The organism is Mycobacterium sp. SMC-15 (genome assembly GCF_045310925.1).
Classification (GTDB): Bacteria; Actinomycetota; Actinomycetes; order Mycobacteriales; family Mycobacteriaceae; genus Mycobacterium.
This window is the reverse complement of the sequence record NZ_JBJIAJ010000014.1, coordinates 24,228-44,653: the sequence shown is the minus strand read 5'-3', so window position 1 is coordinate 44,653 and position 20,426 is coordinate 24,228. Positions and strand designations below refer to the sequence as shown.

At 67.6% G+C, this 20,426-nt stretch carries 10 protein-coding genes and 1 pseudogene; 5 read left to right on the top strand and 6 right to left on the bottom strand.

Annotation, left to right across the window (positions count from 1 at the left end; all coding sequences use genetic code 11):
- Window positions 1-38: 38 nt before the first annotated feature.
- Window positions 39-470 (bottom strand): nitroreductase family deazaflavin-dependent oxidoreductase, encoded by a 432-nt coding sequence (locus ACJH71_RS19210; protein WP_406759576.1) that lies wholly within the window; start codon window positions 468-470, stop codon window positions 39-41.
- Between the two features lie 1,068 nt (window positions 471-1,538).
- Here ACJH71_RS19210 and ACJH71_RS19205 point away from each other — a divergent pair.
- The gene (locus tag ACJH71_RS19205; protein ID WP_406759668.1) at window positions 1,539-4,499 is read left to right on the top strand and encodes a PE family protein; all 2,961 of its coding nucleotides are present in this window, start codon (window positions 1,539-1,541) and stop codon (window positions 4,497-4,499) included.
- A 198-nt stretch (window positions 4,500-4,697) separates the two neighbouring features.
- Here the strand turns inward: ACJH71_RS19205 and ACJH71_RS19200 are convergent.
- The 3 genes and pseudogenes from ACJH71_RS19200 to ACJH71_RS19190 form a co-directional block, all read right to left on the bottom strand.
- A pseudogene (locus ACJH71_RS19200) lies at window positions 4,698-5,123 on the bottom strand (Dyp-type peroxidase domain-containing protein); the annotation flags it as partial.
- Window positions 5,124-5,254: 131 nt separating this feature from the next.
- The gene (locus tag ACJH71_RS19195) at window positions 5,255-10,951 is read right to left on the bottom strand and encodes a PE family protein (protein WP_406759575.1); all 5,697 of its coding nucleotides are present in this window, start codon (window positions 10,949-10,951) and stop codon (window positions 5,255-5,257) included.
- Between the two features lie 749 nt (window positions 10,952-11,700).
- A complete protein-coding gene (locus tag ACJH71_RS19190; RefSeq protein ID WP_406759574.1) occupies window positions 11,701-12,333 on the bottom strand; it encodes a TetR/AcrR family transcriptional regulator in 633 nt (210 codons plus the stop codon).
- 621 nt (window positions 12,334-12,954) lie between these two features.
- Between ACJH71_RS19190 and ACJH71_RS19185 the strand changes: the two genes are divergently transcribed.
- The 4 genes from ACJH71_RS19185 (at window position 12,955) to ACJH71_RS19170 (ending at window position 18,310) form a co-directional block, all read left to right on the top strand.
- Entirely contained in the window at window positions 12,955-13,440 is a 486-nt protein-coding gene (locus ACJH71_RS19185; RefSeq protein WP_406759573.1) for an acyl-CoA thioesterase, read from the top strand.
- 94 nt (window positions 13,441-13,534) lie between these two features.
- Window positions 13,535-14,917: a cytochrome P450 gene (locus tag ACJH71_RS19180; RefSeq protein WP_406759572.1), complete on the top strand. Its 1,383-nt coding sequence runs from the start codon at window positions 13,535-13,537 to the stop codon at window positions 14,915-14,917.
- Between the two features lie 4 nt (window positions 14,918-14,921).
- Window positions 14,922-15,410 (top strand): MmpS family transport accessory protein, encoded by a 489-nt coding sequence (locus ACJH71_RS19175; protein ID WP_406759571.1) that lies wholly within the window; start codon window positions 14,922-14,924, stop codon window positions 15,408-15,410.
- Window positions 15,407-18,310, top strand: coding sequence for an RND family transporter (locus tag ACJH71_RS19170; RefSeq protein WP_406759570.1), 2,904 nt, complete (start codon window positions 15,407-15,409; stop codon window positions 18,308-18,310). The genes ACJH71_RS19175 and ACJH71_RS19170 overlap by 4 nt, the downstream gene beginning before the upstream one ends.
- Here the strand turns inward: ACJH71_RS19170 and ACJH71_RS19165 are convergent.
- Window positions 18,285-19,004 carry a TetR/AcrR family transcriptional regulator gene (locus tag ACJH71_RS19165; RefSeq protein ID WP_406759569.1) on the bottom strand — a complete coding sequence of 240 codons (720 nt, stop codon included), beginning with the start codon at window positions 19,002-19,004 and terminating at the stop codon, window positions 18,285-18,287. The two genes, ACJH71_RS19170 and ACJH71_RS19165, sit on opposite strands and share 26 nt — an antisense overlap.
- Window positions 19,005-19,165: 161 nt before the next feature.
- On the bottom strand, window positions 19,166-20,281 hold the full coding sequence (locus tag ACJH71_RS19160; RefSeq protein WP_406759568.1) for an AraC family transcriptional regulator ligand-binding domain-containing protein: 1,116 nt from the start codon (window positions 20,279-20,281) through the stop codon (window positions 19,166-19,168).
- Between the last annotated feature and the right edge of the window lie 145 nt (window positions 20,282-20,426).

Here is a 20,426-nt window from a genome sequence, read left to right as displayed (position 1 = left end):
CGCTGGTGTGCTCGGACGCCTCAAATCGGGCCGGGGCATCAACGGGTGCGCTGCAACTCGAAGAGCGGAATCACTCGGGCCGTTCGTGCTTGGTAGTCGGCGAATCCGGGTGCGACTGCGATGATCCGAGAGAAGATCTCGTCACGCTCTGCTGCGGGCAATTCGAACGCAACGGCGTCATAGCGCGTCGTGCCGATCTCCACTTTCGCCCGCGGATATGCCCGAAGATTGTGCACCCAAGCGGGGTGGACGTCGGCCCCGGCATAGGAGCCGATGATTATCAGGCGACCGTCGATGCGGAGATAGGCCAGCGGGGTCAGCCGTTGCTGACGGGACTTCGCGCCGGTCGTCGTCAACAACAACAGGTCGGCCCCCTCGAATTGGCCACCCACCTTGCCGCCGTTGCTTCGGAACTCCTCGACAACGGCCCTGTTGAATGCCTGCATCGCTTCGGCATCCGGGATCTGCATTGCGCTCGTCTCCTATCTCGATCACTCTCGATTGCAAGTAGGCGCTCGGTGAAGCTGCGGGAGGCGTGCGTACCAAGAAGGTCGTTGGCGGTACCACATACTGCACCGGACGCCGGCGGTGGGATTGGGTTTGCGGGCTGTCTGTCATTTTTCATGACTTCCGTGAAACCGATTTGACGCTAGCGTCATTCATTCCTGGTTGGTATCAATCGTTCGCAAGTGAAAGCGACGTTCTCGGTGAAGCGTGCTCGGCAGCCGGTATGGCCGGCGTCGGCCGCAACAGTGGGTCTGTAGACCATGGTTCGGAAGGTTGCTGGCCGCTAGCCGGCTTCGACACAGGATGCACTGAAACGTGAGACGTAGGGTCATTTACTACGAGACCGCTGTAGCTCAACATGTTTCGCGTAGGTTGAACGGATCCAAAACTAGGGGCGATGTTGTTTCCGGGGCGGTGACGCTAGCCCCTTGCCTTTGTTTCGACGCCAGTCTGCGGGGCGGGGGTGACAAGCTGCATGGGACGGTCCGACGTTTCCGGCGGTGGCTGGACGCGAAGGCGCCGATAGGCGGCCTGGCGAACTGTTTTCAGCATCGAGGGGCTCGCGGCCAATGCGATCCATCGCTACCTTGACCGACCTTTCGAACGAGATGTCAGGAGTGTGCTGGATGGCGGGTCGTCGCGGTTCGAAGCGTTGCCATGAACGAGGGCGGACCGCTCGGCGTCGTGTGGTGGGATTGGGCGCCGCGGCTGGTCTGGCGCTGAAGTTGATGCTGCTTACCTCAGAGGTTGCCTGTGCAGATGTTCTCGATCTGTTCGCCGATCCGATCGCTGACAACACGGAGTTCGATAGCGAGGCGAACGGGTTTGCCTACGATGCTGTTTGGGCCCACGGTGCCGATGGTGACTCTGGGGTAGCGGCGGCGAGCTTGGCTGAGGCGGGCGATTCCATCGGATGGGCGCTCGCGGGGCCTGCGCTGGGTGGTACCGACGACCCCGTTTTCGCTTGGGTATCGGGTCTTTATATTTCTGGTGCACTGGAAGAGTTGACGCAGGCCTGGATCAACAGTCCGATGGGCATGGCGGTAAACGAGTTCGTCAACTGGCCGTTCGTGGAACTGTTCGGGCGGACCCTGATCGGTAACGGCATCGACGAGTTCACCGGCGTCAACACGTCGCTGTGGGGTAGGTCCGGCATATTCGGGGACCTTGGTGATGGCGGGTTCTTGTTCGGTGATGGCGGCGCCGGTGCCGCCGGGACGACCGGGGTTAACGGCGGCGCGGGAATGGCCGGTGGCGACGCGGGGCTGATCGGCAACGGGGGCGACGGCGGAGCTGGTGCTGATGCCGCGGTTGCCGGTGCTGCCGGCGGTGCCGGTGGCAGCGGCGGCGCAGGGGGCTTGCTGGCCGGTGTCGGTGGTGCTGGGGGCGACGGTGGCAATGGTGTGGCCGGGGCTGATGGCGTCAACTTGGCTGTTGGGTTGTCATGGATTGGCCTTCCGGGCGCTGACGGCGCGGCCGGACACACCGGTGCGGCCGGGCAGGCTGGCGGTGCTGGTGGTGCCGGCGGTACTGGTGGCGCTGGCGGCGTCTTCGGCGCTGGTGGCAATGGCGGCAACGGCGGACTCGGCGCCAGTGGCGGCGATGGCGTCATCGGAGGTAACGGCGGGGACGGCGCGAACGGCGGGATGGCGGACGGCTTCGTCGGCCACGGTGGCCACGGTGGGGCCGGCGGAGCGGGTGGCGCCGGCGGAGCAGGAGGGAACGGCGGCTCCGGGGGTGCTGGGGGTGCCGGTGGAATCTTTGCCGCTGCCGGCTTTCAAGGTTTGGGCGGTGACGGAGGGGACGGCGGGGCGGGTGCCATCGGCGGCAACGGTGGTGCCGGCGGTGACGGTGTCTCCGGTCACGACGGCGGCAACGGCGGTACCGGCGGTGACCCCGGCGCTGGGGGAGCGGCCGGCCTGGGCGGTGCCGGTCGCGTCACCACCTTCAGCGGCCAGGCCGGCGCCAGCGGAGCGCTGGGCGGTAACGGTGGCGATGGCGGCCACGGAGGCAATGCCACTGCTGCCGGCGGTTCCGGCGGTAACGGCGGTGCCGGCGGTGACGGCGGTCTGAACGCGGTCGCCGGTGACGGGGGCAACGGCGGTGCCGGTGCGGACGGTCCCACCGGTGGTGCCGGCGGTGCCGGGGGCGCCGGCGGCAGCACGGCGGGGAGGTGGCCGGACGCCTTCCTCACCGCCAGCGGTAATGGCGGCGTCGGCGGTGACGGCGGGGACGCCACCGTTACCGGCGGCCACGGCGGTGACGGTGGCGCCGGCGGCAACGCTGGATTGAGCGGTTATGGCGGTGCCGGCGGTCACGGCGGCAACGGCCGGTCTGGCGTCGGTATGCCCTTCGTCTCAGCAGGAGGCTTCGACGGGACCGCCGCTGACAAGGACGGTACTTCCGGCTATGCCTCGGTCTACGCCGGTCAGGCCGGCGGTAACGGCGGTAACGGCGGCGCCGGTGGGGCCGGCGGGGCGCTCATGGGTGACGGTGGCGCCGGCGGTAACGGCGGCGTCGGCGGCAACGGCGGCTATGGGGGAGCGGGCGGCCACGGCGGTAACGGCGCCAACGCAACGGCGGCCGGCGACAGCGGCGGTGCCGGCGGTGCTGGGGGCGACGGTGCGTCCGGCGGTGACGGTGGTGGCGGGGGTAACGGCGGTGCCGGCGGGTTGGCGCAAGCGTCCGGATACAGCTCAGGCAGTCACGGCATCGGCGGTGCGGGCGGCAGCGGTGGTGCCGGGGGGATCGGCGGTAACGGCGGAGCCGGTGGACACGGCGCCGACGGGCCCAGCGGCGGTGGCGGCGGGGCCGGCGGTGCCGGCGGTAATGCCGGTGCTGGCGGAGCCGGTGGCCAGGGCGGTTTTAGCGGTAATGGGTCATACGCCGCGAACGGTGCGGCTGGCGACAGCCGCGCGAGCCTAGGGTCCGGCGGCAATGGCGGTGCCGGCGGGGACGGCGGTCACGCCACCGTCGCAGGCGGTAGCGGTGGTGCCGGCGGGGACGGCGGAATCGCTGGGTCAGTGGGCAACGGTGGCGTTGGCGGGGCTGGCGGCAGCGGCAGCACCGGCGCCAACGGCGTCAATCCGGGATCCACGGGCACGGCGGCCCGCGGTGCCAATATCGGTAGTTTCGGCGACGTCCAGCTCAGTTTCACCAAGAGCGGCGGCTACCCGGTGATCTACGACTACTACTTCGGCTGGGTCGGACACAACGGCGGTGCGGGTGCGGACGGTGGTGCCGCCGGACAAATCGGTGGCACCGGCGGTACTGGCGCCAACGTGGCCTTCACGCCCAGCTCGTATGTGGAGGGAGGCACCCGTGACTTCACGGTGAACGTTCACCACAATCAGGGTTTCGGTGGTGGCGGAGGTCACGGTGGTGCCGGCGGTATCGGAGCTGCCGGCGGCGTCGGGGGAACCGGCGGCAACGCGAGCGTTACCGCTGGCGCGGTCGGCTTCGCGACCGGCGGCACTGGAGGTACCGGTGGCACCGGCGGTACCGGAGCCGTGGGTCAAGCTGGTGGCGCCGGCGGCGCCGGCGGCGCTGGGGGTGCCGGCGGATGGCTGGCGGGCTTCGGCGGTGACGGCGGGACCGGCGGTGGTGGCGGCGCGGGTGGTGACGGCGCCACTGGCGCTGCTGGAGGAGCGGGCGGTGCGGGGGGTAACGCCACCGGCCTCGGCGCACTGTCCGGTGGCAACGGCGGTGCCGGCGGTGTTGGTGGTGCTGGTGGTACCGGCGGAGCTGGTGGTGCCGGCGGTGCCGGCGGGACCTCGGGCCAGGCCTTGGCTGCGGGATACGGCGACGGCAACCACGGTGTCGGCGGCGCGGGCGGTGCCGGTGGTGGCGGCGGTGCCGGCGGTGCTGGCGGTGCTGGTGGAGCCGGCGGTACCACAAGCCCGTTCATGGGGCGCGGCGCGACGGGCGCGACCGGCGCGACCGGCAGGGTCGGCTGGGACGGTCTCGCCGGTGCAGACGGCGCGAGCGGCTGAGGCGGCGAACGGGGACCGTCGCGTGACAGCGGCGCAGCAGTTCGGAGTCGTTCGGCACGTGTCGAGCACGACCAAAGCTCAGCGGTAGGGCACAGAATCGCGCTGCCGTTTCCCTGCGGGTATTAGGTACACGATGTCGGCGTCGCTGCCGCGAATTCGACGTATTCGAGTTTTCGTGCGCATGATCGCCCGTTCATTCTCGGGGCCCTCGTCACCGATCTGTGTCGCTTCGGCCGGGCCCAGCCCGCCAGGGTTTCCATGTTGTCGCCAAAGCCGAGAAGATCGCGGTTGCCGAACTGCCGGCCGCCCGCGCCGCGCTGCTGGCCTCGACGTGACAATCCGGCCGGCCGGCTCGAACCACACATCAAGTGATTCCGAGCGGAGATGGAACAGTAGATCACCCGGGGTGGTCCAGCCCCGGCAGCTCGATGAACGGATGTAGTTCGGCCAGCTGCGGGCCTGAAAACGGCCGGTCGAAGGCCTGCGATCGGATCGAAGTGACCAGCGCGAACTGCTTGGACGGGTCTCCCGGAACGCGACCGCACGAACCATTCCAGACAGATCCGGCAGTGCGTCGCGCCCGGTGGCCTCGCCACCTTGGTCGATGGTGGCCACCAGGAACATGGCGGCCGGTGTCTAGGGCGCGAGAACCGGTTGCGGCGACGGTAGGGGTATCACCTGACCTAGCCGCTGGCGGTTGGCTTTGCGGTCCGATGTGCCAGCGCGCCGCCGACACCGGCCGCATCCGAACTGCGCTAGCCGGGGTATCCGGGTAACCCGCCGGCTGGGCCTGCCGGGCCGCCGTTACCGCCGCGCGCGCCGCCGTTGCCTTGGCCGCCGTCGCCACCCCACACACCGTCGGGAGCTGCTCCGGGATAACCCGGGCGAATGGTCGGGTAACCGGGCTCGCCGGGGCCGCCGGAACCGGTGCCGCCGTTGCCGCTCGCGCCGTTGTAGCCGCCTTCGGCGCCCGCACCGCCCCCGAGGCGGCCGAAGCCGCCGTCGCCGCCGTCGCCGCCGTCGCCGCCATTGCCGCCGTCGCCGCCGGCACCGCCGGGCCCGCCGGCGTTGCCGCCGTTGCCGCCGGAACCGGCAGGCCCGCCGTGGCCGCCGTCGCCGCCGGTGCCCTGGTACTGGATGTCGATGCTGCCGCCCTCTCCGCCGGTACCGCCGGCACCGCCGTTGCCACCGGCACCGCCGTTGCCACCGGGGCCGCCGCCGTTGCCGCCGAGGCCGCCATTGCCGCCGAGGCCGCCGGTGCCGCCGTCGCCGCCAGCCATTGAGGCCGGGTTGTCCTGTCCGTCGCCGCCGTTGCCGCCGAGGCCGCCGTGGCCGCCGTTGCCGCCGTTGCCGCCGAGGCCGCCGTTGCCGCCGTTGCCGCCGTCGCCGCCGTAGCCACCGATCTCGCCGAAGCCAGCGTCGTCACCGCCGTTACCCTTGGCGCCGTCACTGCCTCGCCCGCCGTTGCCGCCGTTGCCGCCGTTGCCGTAGAGGCCACCGTCGCCGCCGTTGCCGCCGGAGTAGCCCTTCTGGAAGGGGCCGGGGTCGCCGTCGTGGCCGTTGCCGCCGTTGCCGCCGTGGCCGCCGCTGTTGACCGGGGCACCGGCGGCACCGTGCGCACCGGCGGTGGATCCGTCGCCGCCGGCCGCCCCGGCGCCGGCAGTGCCGGGGTCGCCGCCGCGGCCGCCGTTGCCACCAGCTAGGTGGCCGGGGGCGCCGTTGCCCCCATTACCGCCGTGTCCGGCCACTCCGGCTGCACCGCCGTGGCCGCCGTTACCGCCTGCGCCTTGGTTGCCGGCCTGGCCGTGAGCGGCCGTGCCGCCTGCGCCGCCGTTACCACCGCGTCCGCCGTTGCCGCCGTCGGCGCCGTTACCGGCGTCACCACCGTTTTTGCCGCCGCTGAGGTACGACTGGCCATTGCTGCCGGACCCGCCGGCACCACCGGTACCGCCCTCTCCCCCGACGCCGCCGTCGCCACCGTTGCCCGCGGTGGTGCCACCGGCGCCACCCATACCGCCGTTACCGCCAGCCCCGGCTTGGCGGCCCGCGGTACCGTCGACGCCCGGGTCGGTGGACGTCACTCCGGCCGCACCATTCCCGCCGGCCCCACCGACACCGCCGGTGCCGCCGTTACCGATCGCGCCGGCTACGCCGCCATAACCTCCGTCGCCGCCGTTCTGTGCGGTGCCGTCGGTGAGCAGTTCGCCTGCGCCGCCGACTCCACCGGTGCCGCCGTCACCGCCGATCCCGGCGGCGCCGGCCGCGCCGTCAGCGGCCCGCGTGCCGTCGCCGCCCAGCCCACCGCTTCCGCCGGTGCCGACGGTTCCCCGGGTGCCACCGTGGCCGCCGGCTCCGCCGTTGCCGGCGGCGGCAGCGGTCCCACCGCCGGCGCCGGTCCCGCCGGTCCCGCCATTGCCGGCATCTCCGGCGTTCCCGCCCACACCACCCTGGCCGCCGGACCCGTGCGCCCCCGACTGGCCGTTTACCGCAAGGCCGCCCGCACCGCCGTTGCCACCGACACCGCCCTGGCCGCCGGTGCCGCCGTTCCCGCCGTTCCCGGCGTCTCCGCCAGCGGCACCGCTGCCGGACACCGCGTTGGCTCCAGCCGCGCCGTTGGTGCCGTACCCGCCATTGCCGCCGGCACCACCGGTACCTCCGATCCCGCCGGCACCGCCGTCGCCGGAAGTGGCTCCGCCGGCTCCGCCGGTTCCGCCGTTGCCTCCGGCCGCACCGGTTGCGCCGTTGCCGCCGTCTACGCCCGCAGTCGTGGAGGTGACGCCTGCCGCACCTGCCGCTCCGTTACCGCCGTTGCCGCCGGCACCGCCGGTGCCGACCATTCCCGCGGCGCCGCCTCGGCCGCCGTCGCCGCCGATCTGGGTGATTCCGTCGGCCAGCAGCACTCCTGTGCCGCCCGCGCCGCCAGCTCCGCCGTCGCCACCGGTACCGGCCGTGCCCGCGACACCGTCGGCAGCCCGAGCGCCGTCGGCACCCAGCCCACCGGTGCCGCCCAGCCCGGCGTTGCCTCGGTTGCCGCCCAGCCCGCCAGCACCGCCCGCGCCGGCTTGGGCGTTGTTACCGCCGCCGGCTCCGTTACCGCCGGCCCCGCCGTTACCGGCGTTACCGGCAGCCCCGCCGCTACCGCCTGAACCTCCGGCGCCCGCGGCACCGCTGTTGCCCTGGGCAGCGGTACCGCCCACGCCGCCCGCACCGCCGGCGCCGCCACGGCCGCCGTTGCCCCCGTCGCCGGCGTCACCGCCCGCAACGCCGCCGTTACCGCTACCGGCAGCGGCGTTCGCGCCAGCGGCGCCATCACTACCGGCTCCGCCGCTCCCACCGGCCCCGCCCAGACCACCGACGCCTCCGGTTCCACCGTTGCCGGAGGTGCTGCCACCGGCGCCACCCGCGCCGCCGCGGCCCCCGGTCCCGCCGGCGAATCCGTCGATGCCGTTGCCCGTGGTGCTATCGGTAGTGCCGTTCGCGCCGGCGGCGCCCGCACCGCCGGCACCACCCGCACCGCCGTTACCCACCGCACCGGCGCTGCCACCGTCGCCGCCGTCGCCCCCGCGACCCGCTGCACCGTGCAGGGCCGTTCCGCCGACGCCGCCTGCGCCGCCGGCCCCGCCGTCGCCGGTGACAGCGCCCGCGCCATCACCACCGGCCCCGCCGGAACCCCCGTTGCCGGCCGTGCCGGCCGAGCCTCCCGCACCGCCGACGCCGCCGGCTTGCGCGGTGCCATCGCTGAACACCACACCGTCACCGCCGTAACCGCCCATACCACCGTTGCCACCGGTAGCGCTCGCACCGGCCGCGCCGCTGGCTGCTCGGGTGCCGTCGGCGCCGAAACCACCAGTGCCGCCGTTGCCGACGCTGCCGCGTTCCCCGCCTTGCCCGCCGGCGCCGCCGGCCGCGGCGCTGGCAGCCGTTCCGCCGCCGGCCCCGTGACCGCCCATGCCGCCGTTACCGGCGTTGCCGGCCGCGCCGCCCGCGCCGCCCACGCCGCCCGCCCCGTGCAGCCCCGCGGCGCCGTGCGCAGAGGTGCCGCCGGCCCCACCATTGCCGCCCGTACCGCCGGTGCCGCCTGCACCGCCGTCCCCGGCGTCACCGCCGGCCCCACCGGCCTCACCGGTGCCGTCGCCAGCGTCGTTGCCTTCTGCGCCGCCGGCGCCATGGCCACCGGCCCCGCCCGCGCCACCTCGGCCACCAGATCCGCCGTTGCCGCCGTTGCCGGATGTGCTGCCGCCAGCCCCGCCCGCGCCGCCGTTGCCGCCAAGCGCGCCGTGACTGCCGCGGGTGCCGTCGCCGCCCGGCATGGTGGAGTTGGTTCCGTCCGTTCCCGCTGCGCCTGCCCCGCCGTTACCACCAGCCCCGCCGTTACCGATGGCTCCAGCCGCGCCGCCGGTGCCGCCGGCGCCCCCACTTTGCCCGACCACCGTCCCGACGCCGCCGTTGCCGCCGGCCCCACCATCGCCGCCCACGGTCGCGCTGGCGCCGGTCGCGCCGCTGGCCGAACGCACACCGCCGCCTGCGTTGAGCCCGCCGAGGCCACCCGCCCCGGCTACGCCGCGCTCGCCGCCCGCGCCGCCGTTGCCGCCGGCACCCGCAGCGTCGCTCTGGCCGCCATCGGCACCCGCGCCGCCGGCCCCACCATTGCCGGCTCTACCGGCAGCGCCGCCGTCGCCGCCGACCCCACCGGCGCCGCGCTCGCCCCACACGCCTTCGCCCCAGATGTTGCGCACGGCGCCGCCTTCGCCGCCGTGCCCGCCGGCGCCCCCGGCACCCCCGTTACCGCCGGACCCGGCAGCGCCGCCGTTGCCACCTGCGGCGCCGCTTCCGGCTGCGGCGTCGTCGCCACTTGCGCCGTCGGTGCCATCACCGCCGGTCCCACCGACGCCGCCGGCCCCACCCAGGCCGCCGGCCCCGCCGTTGCCCGAAGAGGTTCCGCTGTTTCCGCCGGTGCCACCGCGGCCCCCGGCGCCGCCGGTACCGCCGTCGGCGCCGTCCGCGCCAGCGTCCGTGGAGGTGTTGCCCGCGACACCCGCCGCTCCGGTTCCACCGGCACCGCCTGCACCGCCATTGCCGTGGAGGAGCGCGTCACCGCCGTAACCGCCCTGGCCGCCGTCGCTTCCGGCGCCGGTGCCGTTGCCGCCGGCCCCGCCGGCCCCGCCGTTACCCCCGAGGGTGCCGTCGGCACCGTTGAAGCCGTAGTAGCTGCCGTTGCCGCCACCGCCGCCGACCCCCTGGGTTCCGCCGAGCCCGCCGTCGCCACCCGTTCCGCCGCCGAGCGCCCCGTTGCCGCCGGAGCCGCCGGCCCCGCCGTCGCCGGCGGCGCCGCCGACGCCTCCCGTCCCACCGGCCCCGCGCGCGCCGACGGCACCGAAGGCGCTGCCGGTGCCGCCGTAGCCGCCTTCCCCGCCGGTACCGCCTTGCGCACCGTTGCCGCCGTTGCCGCCATTGCCACCCGTGCCGCCGACGGCATCGGGGCTGTCCGTACCGGTTGCGCCGATTCCGCCCATCCCGCCGGCACCACCGGCCCCGCCGACACCGCCTGCGCCACCGGCGCCACCATTGCCGAACAAAGAGCCGGCTCGCCCACCGGTTCCACCGGTGCCGCCCGTCCCGCCGAAGCCGCCGCTGGTGCCGTCGCCAGCGGGTTGGCTCACCGTGCCCAAACTGCCGGCCATTCCGGTGGTGCCGGTGCCGCCCACGCCGCCGATGCCGCCCACGCCGCCGTCACCGAACCAGCCCAACGCATCGCCGCCGGCACCGCCGTTGCCGCCCGTCCCGCCTTCCAGGCCGAGTCCACCAGCTCCGCCTGCGCCACCGTTGCCCATTAACCAGCCGCCGGTCCCACCGGTTCCGCCGGCCATACCGAGGGCACCGTCGCCGCCGGCCCCGCCATTGCCGATCCAGCCCAGGGCGTCCCCGCCAGCACCGCCGGTCCCATCGGCGGCGGTGCCGCCAGCACCGCCGTCACCGAACAACAATCCGCCGTCGCCGCCCGCGGCCTCGGCCAGCGTGCCGCCGCTGAGGCCGGCCGTCCCGTTGCCAATGAGATCTTGTCCAAAGAGGTTCTGCCCGAACGGATTCACCAGATTGTCGTTCACCCAGGAACCGAACGGGTCGGTGATCCAGGCCTGTTGGGCGTTGTAGATCGGGTCGTAGATCCAGGTGCCGAACCAGTCCGTCACTGACGCATCGACGGCGGCCAGACCAGGTGCGGCCGGTAATGAACTCAGCGCATAGGCATCCACCACCAGTGATTGATCCAAGCTCGCGAACAGGGCATCCAGCCCGGCGCCACTCACGAGATCGTCACCGCTCAGCCAGGCCCAACTCACCGGATCGATCAGATCGACGACCCAGTCCATCAATGGATCGGCCTGCGCCGGAATGCTGGCCAACGGGGTCATGCCTAACGCCAGGAACGCACCTACCGTGGTTCCTGCTGCCACCAATCGGGTGTGCTGTTGGGCCCTAGTGCCACGCGCCCGCGTGCGTGCCCGCCTACCCGCCATTTGGTGCCTCCTGCATCTGGCAATGAAAAGGATTCGAACGCAACCTGATCCAGGCTGGGATGCCGTCAAGCTATTCCAAGCCCAGCGAGTGTGCAATCGTCATAGCAAACGCTTCATGTGCGGAATTGGCTCCACGTGGCAGTTGCAGGGGGAACCTTCCGACGCAACTGAAAAGTGCCTGACCAGGGTAGATGGCGCGGCACGAGACGGCTCTAGCTGTTGGGGAGACCGCATCCAAATTCCTTTTGGAAACCCCATTTTCACGGAACTCGGCGATCGTCGATGGACGCATTCCGCGAATGGCAATTCGCTCAACCGGCAGAGCTCCAGCGCGGGTGTCCGTTACTCCCGGATTGCGATCCAGACTGTGGAAGGGAGTCCGGTTATCGAACTCAGCAAACCAGGCCGGCATGCGCCCAGCGTTTGGGCGCGGATCCACATGAGCTCCAAGGTGCGCCGGTGCGATCTCTTGGGCGGTGGTAGGCATCGCGATCGGATTTCGCGAGTTCATCGGCGCCGCAACGTAGCCGCACGCGCGTCCGCATCAGAGTTGCCGACTGCCTTGGCGCACGGCCTATGCAGAGCCAGCCAGGACCGCGCGAGTCCGCGGGGCGTTCCGACGTTGATGCCGGAAGGAGATGTCAGCTCAATCGGAAGCGGTCGTGGGATGAAGCCGTTAGTGATCGCTATGCGCCAGGATCCGCGTTGCTTGGGACGAGCGCACGGTTTATGAACGGTATCAGGATGTGTTCGAGTTTCTCACGTGGTGTGGCACCGCCAGATGCAGTCTGATCGGCCATCATGCTTGCCACGAGGTGGAAGATCGCGCGTGCGTCCGCGAAGGGGTCGTCCGAGTGGAAGTCGCCGCGAGTATGGCCCTCGATGATGGCTTCCACCAAAGGGGCTCGCATCCGTTCGGTGCACCGCCGGATTTCATTCGGATAGTCCGGCAGTAGCTCACGCCAATGCAGGGCGAACAGCGATGCCGCCTTCGCCAAGTCTTCGCGATAGGCCAAGTCGAGAGTGGTGTCAACATAGGCGCGGACTTTTTCCCACGGTGTGTCGGCGGCTGTGGTGGCCCGCTGCAAGCAATCGGCCGCCCGGTCGAGTTCAACCTCCAGCAGAGCCATCAAGAGATCGTTCTTCTTCTCGAAATGTCGGTAGAAGCTCCGCGTTGACAGACCCGCGCGTCGGAGAACGCTTTCGATCTTGAAGCCCCACCAACCGCTGCCCTGAAGAACCTGTGTGGCGGCTGCCAGCAGCCGGCTGCGCTCGTCTGCCGTCTTGTCGGAATCGCCGGGCTTACGGCCCGCGTTCATGGCTGGCTGGTGGGCGTTCGCTTTGATATCAGCGGTGGGAGTGGGGTTCCGGAGGGCCACTTCTCGAGAGGGGTTGTGGGTGGACGCCGCCGCCAGATGGCTGATGGGGCGGTCATGTAGGGCATGGGAGTGACCGCGGCCAACTAACGTGCTAACCCGATGCATCCCAACAGGATTCATCGGACCACGACGGGCGATGTATTCAACCGGGCCTCCGACGGGGCCGCCGCTGTGACCACGAATCACTGGTGCACCTCAAGTTTCCGCTGTCTTGGGCACGGGCGTGAGTGCCGCGTGCATCGGCTGCTGAAGTTATCGATCATTCGTGACGTTGTCCATCAAGATCTGGCAATTCGCTGACAATCCCATTTTCGAAGCGGCGTTCCCTCCGCGGCACCAACGCCACTCCTATATCAGTGGTCCCACTCAGATCGGCGGTGTATCGATGCTCGTTGTTGAGACGGTCAGTCAAAACAACTGAGACGCAGAGTCATCGCGTGACGGGTGGGGACTGCATACGGTGCGTTGTGTGGCCATCACCGCTGGGCGGTGCAGGCTGCACCACCACCCAGCTCTTGGGTCTACCCCCGGGGCCCATCGAATCCCAAGGACGGCAAGAGAATGTCGATGACTATCGATTGTGACGCCACTGATTGCGAAGGTCTGCCCGACAAGGCCTATGTGGAAAAGTGTCGGGTCTACTTCGATGATCTGGACGCATTCGGAATGCTCCATGCCGGACGCTACTATGCGCTCGTCGAGCGTGGAATAACCGCTTGTGTGTCGAGGATGGGCTTTCAGCTGGGAGACGAAGACGTGTTTGTCGTCGCCCGCGAGATGAAACTGACCTTCGGAGCGCCCGTTCGCCGCATCGGTGAGGTCGAGCTGGTCTTCTGGATGTCTCACATCGGCAGGAGCAGCGCCACTTTCGAGTTCATCGTGAGGAGCGATGAAGGCGAGCACGCGCGAGGGTATCGGTCGATAACCAAGGTAGACCCGGCAACCGGACGGTCGGCGCAGTGGACCGACGCGATTCGTGCTGTGTTCTCCGGAGAACTTCCGAGTCCGGCTGACGCTGCGGTTGCCGCGACGGCGGCGGCAGGGTGACATCGAGCAACGTCCTCACAGTACAGAGACTCTAAGTCCACCAACGGTTCTAGTGGACGGCTTGGAAGCGATCTCAGAAGTGAGAGGGGCCGGCATGTCCGACTTGCGATACGCGAGCGCGTCGACTCGCGAAGAATTCCCGGCAACTTCGTCGGGACTTCCGCCGGGACCAAAACTGCTGGCGCCAAAATTCCGCTCGTTGTTCTGGTATCGACGTACTCAGGTTATCGACGAATGTGTGCGTCGTTACGGCGATATGTTCACCCTGACCGTCCCCGTCTACGGGAGATCCGTGGTGGTCGCCAGCCCTGAACACGCGCGACAGGTGTTTACCGCAGCGAATGACGAGATGGGCTGCAGTGCACCGAACTTGGGTGGCCTTCTGGGGTCGAGTTCGGTGTTCGCACTCGACGGATCTGAACACCGTCGGCGCCGACGCCTGCTCACGCCAATGTTCCATGGCAAGAGCTGCGCCAATTTCGAGCAGATATTTGTCGAGGAGACGCTGCGTGAATGCGAAGGGTGGCCCACGGGGCAACCGTTCGCCGTTCTGCCATCGGCGACGCGCATAAGCCTGGAGGTGATGCTACGGGTTGTTTTCGGCGCAAACGGTGACCACCTCAACGAGCTGCGGCAGTTGGTGCCACCCCTTGTACAACTGGGATCGCGCCTGGCTGTTCTGCCCGTCCCGCGCTTCATCCGACGCCGAGTAAGGGGGCATCGCACACCATGGGGCAGGTTCCGCGAAAGACGGCAGGCGTATCACGATGCCATCGGCCGGCTCGTGGAGAACGTAAAGGCCGATCCGGAATTCGACACTCGCACCGACATCCTGAGTCTGCTGCTCAGGGCCGTCTACGATGACGGCTCTGCGATGACTCCGAAGGAGATCGCTGACGAGTTGCTGACACTGCTCGCGGCGGGCCACGAGACCACGGCGGCAACACTGGCTTGGGCTTTCGAGCGGATCACGCGCCATCGCGACGTGCTAGACAAAGTCACAGCGGAGGCGATGACCGACGGCAATGAGTACCGCAGAGCGGTGATCGCGGAGACGCTACGATCCCGTCCGGTCATCGCTTTGGTTGGACGTAAGGTCCACGCCGACAGCTTCGAGCTCGGCGACTGGAGTATCCCTTGTGGTGCGACGGTGATGATCGCGCTTTCCCATCTTCATAATCGAGCGGAGGATTTTCCTGATCCGCAACGGTTCGACCCGCAGCGCTTCATCGGAAAGCCCGTTCCTTCACATGCGTGGTTGCCCTTCGGCGGGGGCACTCGACGCTGTCTGGGTTCCGTCTTCGCCAGCCTAGAGATCGATGTGATCCTCCGAACGGTGTTACGGCATTTCAGCGTTGAGCCCGCCACTGCCGCGGACGAGCGCGTCGACTCCGGTGGCGTCGCTCTTACGCCAAAAGACGGCGCGAAGATCGTCGTGCACCGGCGGGAGGATCCCGCTGCGGGCGTGCAGCGCTGAGGCGATGCAGTCAACGGGGCAGTTGCCCAGGAACTTTGGCGATGGCAGGAGGGGAATGTCCGGATTCTTAACGAGGATGTGGATACCGTCGGTTCTGGTCGTGGTGATCGTGGTGGGCGGGATCGTGGTGATCCGCATTCGCGATACATTTCAGATCGACAGCGTGGCGCGCCGCAGTGATCTCAACACGGAAAGTCTGCAGACCTTCAATCCCAAGCGCATCGTCTACGAGCTGACGGGGACGGAAGGTGGGAGTGCGAGTATCAACTATCTCGATGAGAACGGGCAACCGAATCTCATCGACCAGGCAACGTTGCCGTGGTCGTTCACTGTTGTGACGACGTTGCCATCGATGTCGGCGAACGTTGTAGCCCAGGCAAGCACCGACACCGGCTCGTTGCGATGCCGGGTCATCGTCGACGGCGAGGTGCGCGACGACCGGGGTAGCAGTCAATACCGCCCCTTCATCTACTGCCTCGTGAAATCCGTATGAAGGCAGGCGACATCTCCAACCTGCGTCCGGCTCTTGCGCGCCTGGTGCGCACGGCGGCGGTGCCGGTGATCATGTTCTGGATCATCAGTGCCGGCATTCTGTCGCTCACCTCGCCACCCCTGGAGGATGTCGCGAGTCAGCGAGCGGTCGCGGTGATGCCGGAAGGCAGCTCTGCGTCCCAGGCGATGAGGCGAATAGGCGAGGCATTTGATGAGTTCAGCTCTGACTCATCGGCAATGGTCGTCCTAGAAGGGCACGACAAGCTCAACGAGGCCGCGCACGATTTCTGCAATCAGATCGTCGACGCCCTTAGAGCGGACACCGACCACGTCGAACATGTTCAGGACTTCTGGAGTGACCCGATCACGGCTGGAAGTTCGGAAAGCGCGGACGGTAAGGCCGCCTACGTTCAGGTATTTCTCGTCGGCGATCAGGGTAGTACCCGAAGCAACGAATCTGTCGCGGCGGTCCGGCAGGTCGTGGATCGCATACCGGCACCCGAAGGGGTGACCGCTCGCCTCACCGGAAACACCGTGCTCGTCGGTGACACCAATGTGGTGGCGCACGAGAGCTTCGCCAAAATGGCCTTGGCCTCGGTCGTCGTGATCTTGGTGATGCTGTTGGCGATCTACCGCTCGCCCGTGACCGCCATCATCTGCCTGCTGGTGGTCATCGTCGAGTTATTCGCCGCACAAACGATCACTGCGAATCTTGGCAACCTTGGCGTCATCAGCATTACTCCGTTTGCCACCAGTACCATCACGGCGCTGAGCATTGCTGCGGCAACAGACTACTTGATCTTCCTGCAGGGGCGCTATCATGAAGCCCGGTCGCTGGGCGAAGACCGCGAGATGGCATTTTACACGGCTTTTCGTGGTGTTTACCACGTCATCTTGGCGTCGGGCATGACTATCGCGGGAGCGTGTTTGTGCTTGACCGCGGCCCAGCTGCCGACTTTTCACAATTTGGGATTGCCCTGCGCAGTGGCGATGGTTGTCATAGTCATCTCAGCGCTGACCTTCGCGCCGGCGGTACTTGTCCTCGCATCTCGGTTTGGCCTGTTGGACCCGAAACGAGAACTGTCGACGCGTCGCTGGCGCAGGATTGGTGCCGCGGTGGTTCGGTGGCCGAAGCCAATCTTTCTGGTAACGGCGGCGATTGCGGCCATAGGCTTCGGCGGTCTTCTCACCTATGTTCCGAAATACAATGATCAAAAATTCACCCCATCGGATATGCCCGCGAATGTGGCGTATATGGCCGCCGAGCGCCATTTCACGCAGGCGCGTATGAATCCGGAATTGCTGATGGTGGAAACCGATCGAGATCTGCGTGATCCCGCGGGCATGCTCCTCGTCGACAGGATAGCGAAGAGCGTCTTCCATGAGCGCGGCATCGCTCGTGTACAGACCATCACCCGACCGTTGGGTTCGCCGCTCGAGCACGGATCGATCCCGTTTCAGATCGCCATGAAGAATTCGGGGACTCTTCAGACGGCCAAGTTTATGAATGACAGCACGGCAGAGGCGTTACAGATGGCGGACGAGATGGGGAGAACGATCGCCATCATGGAACACACATATGCGGTCATGGAGGATTTGACGGCTGCGACCCACAGCATGACGTCCGGAACCCATGACATAATCGATACCGCCAATGAGGCGCGCGATCGTATCGCGGATTTCGATGATTTTTTCAGGCCTATTCGGAACTATTTTCATTGGGAACCGCATTGCTTCGACATTCCGGCCTGCTGGTCCCTGCGATCGGTTCTCGATGTCGTCGACAGTGTGGATCAGATCTCGGAAACGCTGACAGGGCTAAGCCGTGACTTCGACCACGCGGACGGGCTCATGCCTGAACTGCTGGCTGATTTTCCGCAGCTGATCGCCTCGTTGAAGACGGTGCGCGCGTTGACATTGTCGACGCAGAGTCGGGCCGCGGGCCTCCAGGCGCTGGTTCAAGAATCGGCAGAGGGAGCGTCTTTGATGGGGCAACATTTTGATGAGGCCAAAAATGACGATCTGTTCTACCTGCCCCTGGAGGTGTTCGAGAACGCCGATTTTCAGCGTGTGCTGAAGCTGTTTGTCTCGCCCGACGGCAAGGCTGTGCGATTCGTCATCACCCACGAATACGATCCCGTCTCGGTTGACGGGATCAAACACGTCGCAGGTATCAAAGACGCGGTAGCCGACGCGATAAAAGGTACGCCGTTGGAGGGGGCGCGGGTGTGGCTGACGGGTCCCGGCTCGGCTTACTCCGACATACAGCGCGGCGTCGTGGTCGACTTGCTGGTCGTAGGCATTGCGTCGTTGATCATCATCTTCTCGATCATGCTGCTCGTCACCCGCAGCATCGTTGCTGCGCTGGTCATTGTCGGCACGGTTGCGGCATCGTTGGGGATGGCTTGCGGACTATCGGTCATTGTCTGGCAACACCTGATTGGCTCCGGAATCCAGTGGGTGGCGCTACCGCTGTCGGTCGTCATCCTGTTGGCCGTCGGTTCGGACTACAACCTGATGCTGGTGTCGAGGCTGCAAGAGGGCATCGATGCCGGTCTCAATACGTCGATCATCCGTGGCATGGGCGCATCTGGCCGGGTCGTCACTGCCGCGGGGCTGGTGTTCGCCTTCACCATGATGACGATGATCATCAGCGATCTACGGCTGGTCGGACAGATCGGCACCACGATTGGGTTGGGGTTGCTGGTCGACACGCTGATTGTGCGGGCCTTCATGACCCCTTCTATTGCGGCGGCGTTGGGCCGCTGGTTCTGGTGGCCATTGAATACGTTCCGCGGCAAGGGTTCAGCCGTCGAGCCGCGAAATGGACCTTCGGGTCCGCGCCAGCCGGTGGAAGCGTCAGAGGTTCAGCTGGTCAGCACATCTCGATCGCACGACTGATGAAGGGCATGACCGCGCGTTCGATCTCCTCTCGGGGAATCGCACGGCGCGTTACGGCCTGATCGGCGGCCATGCTGGTCACCAGTTGAAAGATGACTTCCCCATCCGCCGCGGGGTCGTCGGAACCTAGCTGCCCTCCGGTGCGGCCTTCGCTTATCGCTTCCACCAGGGGCGCCTTGGACAGTTCGGCACACCGTTGAACGATGTCTGGATACTCCGACCGAAGATGGCGCAGGTTTGCGGCGTACGTCGACGCCCGCTTGGACATGTTTTGCCGGTAGGGAATACCGATAACGGTGGCTGCCCAGGCGCGGATTTTTTCCGGCGGTGTGTCCGCGGCCGTGGTCACCCGCCGAAGCCCGGCGGCGATGTCGGTTAGCCCGAGCTCAAACAGCGCCACTAGAAGGTCATTCTTCTTCTCAAAATGTCGGTAGAAGCTTCGTGTGGACAGGCCAGCTTGGCGAAGTACAGTTTCGACTTTGAAGTCACCGCAGCGCTGGAGCACGACCATTCCCGCGGCCAACAACCGGTTGCGTTCAGCAAGTAAGCGCTGAGCTTCCGTTGTCTGGCGGTCGGACTTGGCGGATAGCAGCGGCCCGGGATTGTGGACGCCACCCGGTCGAACCCGGGACGCGCCTGGGTCGGGCGGTCGGACCATGCCCGCAGGGAGCGGCGAGTGGAAGGTCGACGCCATGGCTTCTCTCCAATCTGGCGACCCCGATGATCAGGGGTTGCCTGCACAAGGCTTCATTAGTATGCGCCGACAGTGGGCACAGGTAAGCGGTTCGGAGAACTGTTTGCGGCTGCGGACAATCGCAGGTGGGAGGCTGCCCTGGCCTCGGGTCATGACAACCATCACGACCCCTCGTAATTGCGGGGGGAGTGTCCTGTCCAGCGTCGAAAGGCGCGGCTGAATGCGCTGGGCTCGGAGTATCCCAGGCGACGCGACAACTGCGCGATGCTTTCATCGCCTTGCGCAAGACTGGCTAGGGCGGCCTCACGCATTACCTGGGCACGAATCTGCGAGATCGAGGTGTTCTCTTCCCGGAGGCGGCGCCACAGAGTGGGCCGACTCATCGCGATACCAGCGGCGATCTGGTCGCTTGTGCAGCTGGAATTGCCGAGGTGGTCTTCGATAATGTGGCGCACCTGGTCGCTGACCGACGTGTTGAAGTCGCACTCGGCGAGTAGGTTCGTCGGTGTCCCTCCCAGAAATCCCTCGATGTCGTCGTGGCTGCGGACGAAGGATCGTGTGAGGGTGTCGGAGTCGAATACCAGTGCCGCATGTGCTGCGTCGAAGACCGGCGCTGCTCCAAACGTCATCTGATAGCCGCAATGTCCGATGGGGCCTGAGTGGGGCAGCTCCACCCGATGCAGAATCAGTGGTCTTCCGGTTGCCCAATTGACGACGCGGTGAGCTGCCGTCAGCAAACCCAGCGACACCAAGATGAGGGATGACGTGTCGAGGGAAGGAAGGGTGAAGGACAACCTCGCGGTACCCGCCGTCTCTTCGATGGCAATTGCGGGCAGGCTCGGCAGCGCTGCGTGGAACTCTTGATAGCGGCGCACCGCCGTGGCGAGATTCGGTGCGCTGCACACGGTGAAGGTAAGCGGTCGTAGTGCGCTCCGGGGAACTCCGACGCTGTGAAGGCCCGTCAGATCGTCGTCTGCAGTACGCCACAGCTGCTGGAGGCCAAGACTGGCGTTCGTGCGGGTGATCTCGAGGCATTGATCGTGGGATGTGGGCCTCGAGATCTGTGTTGCCCGGGCTAATGCCTGCACCTCGCACTGATGTTTGACTGCGAGACGAACGATCTGTTTGGCCTCGCCCGCCGGCCGAGGGTGCTCCCTGAGGGGAGGCGACTCGATCGCAACAGGGTTGTGGTCTCGCGAATCGATCACGACGCTGTGCGCGGTCGAATCGAGCCGGGATGGGCCGCGCAGTTTGTCGTTCTGTTGCAGGGGGGACATAAGTAGATGCCTCCGGTTAGTCCAGTCCACAGCGGAACCAGCGCTCAACGACTCCGTGGTGTTTGCTGTCATGACGTTTGGTCACGTGAATCGTTGCTCCGTAAATTGTGGGCGTCGTCGGAATGGACGCCCGCTACCTGTGTGC

Excerpts from the sequence above, each read along its gene's own strand:
- ACJH71_RS19210 (WP_406759576.1), bottom strand. The coding sequence starts at position 470 with ATGCAGATCCCGGATGCCGAAGCGATGCAGGCATTCAACAGGGCCGTT.
- ACJH71_RS19205 (WP_406759668.1), top strand. The coding sequence starts at position 1,539 with ATGGGCATGGCGGTAAACGAGTTCGTCAACTGGCCGTTCGTGGAACTG.
- ACJH71_RS19190 (WP_406759574.1), bottom strand. The coding sequence starts at position 12,333 with ATGAACGCGGGCCGTAAGCCCGGCGATTCCGACAAGACGGCAGACGAG.
- ACJH71_RS19185 (WP_406759573.1), top strand. The coding sequence starts at position 12,955 with ATGTCGATGACTATCGATTGTGACGCCACTGATTGCGAAGGTCTGCCC.
- ACJH71_RS19180 (WP_406759572.1), top strand. The coding sequence starts at position 13,535 with ATGTCCGACTTGCGATACGCGAGCGCGTCGACTCGCGAAGAATTCCCG.
- ACJH71_RS19175 (WP_406759571.1), top strand. The coding sequence starts at position 14,922 with ATGCAGTCAACGGGGCAGTTGCCCAGGAACTTTGGCGATGGCAGGAGG.
- ACJH71_RS19170 (WP_406759570.1), top strand. The coding sequence starts at position 15,407 with ATGAAGGCAGGCGACATCTCCAACCTGCGTCCGGCTCTTGCGCGCCTG.
- ACJH71_RS19165 (WP_406759569.1), bottom strand. The coding sequence starts at position 19,004 with ATGGCGTCGACCTTCCACTCGCCGCTCCCTGCGGGCATGGTCCGACCG.
- ACJH71_RS19160 (WP_406759568.1), bottom strand. The coding sequence starts at position 20,281 with ATGTCCCCCCTGCAACAGAACGACAAACTGCGCGGCCCATCCCGGCTC.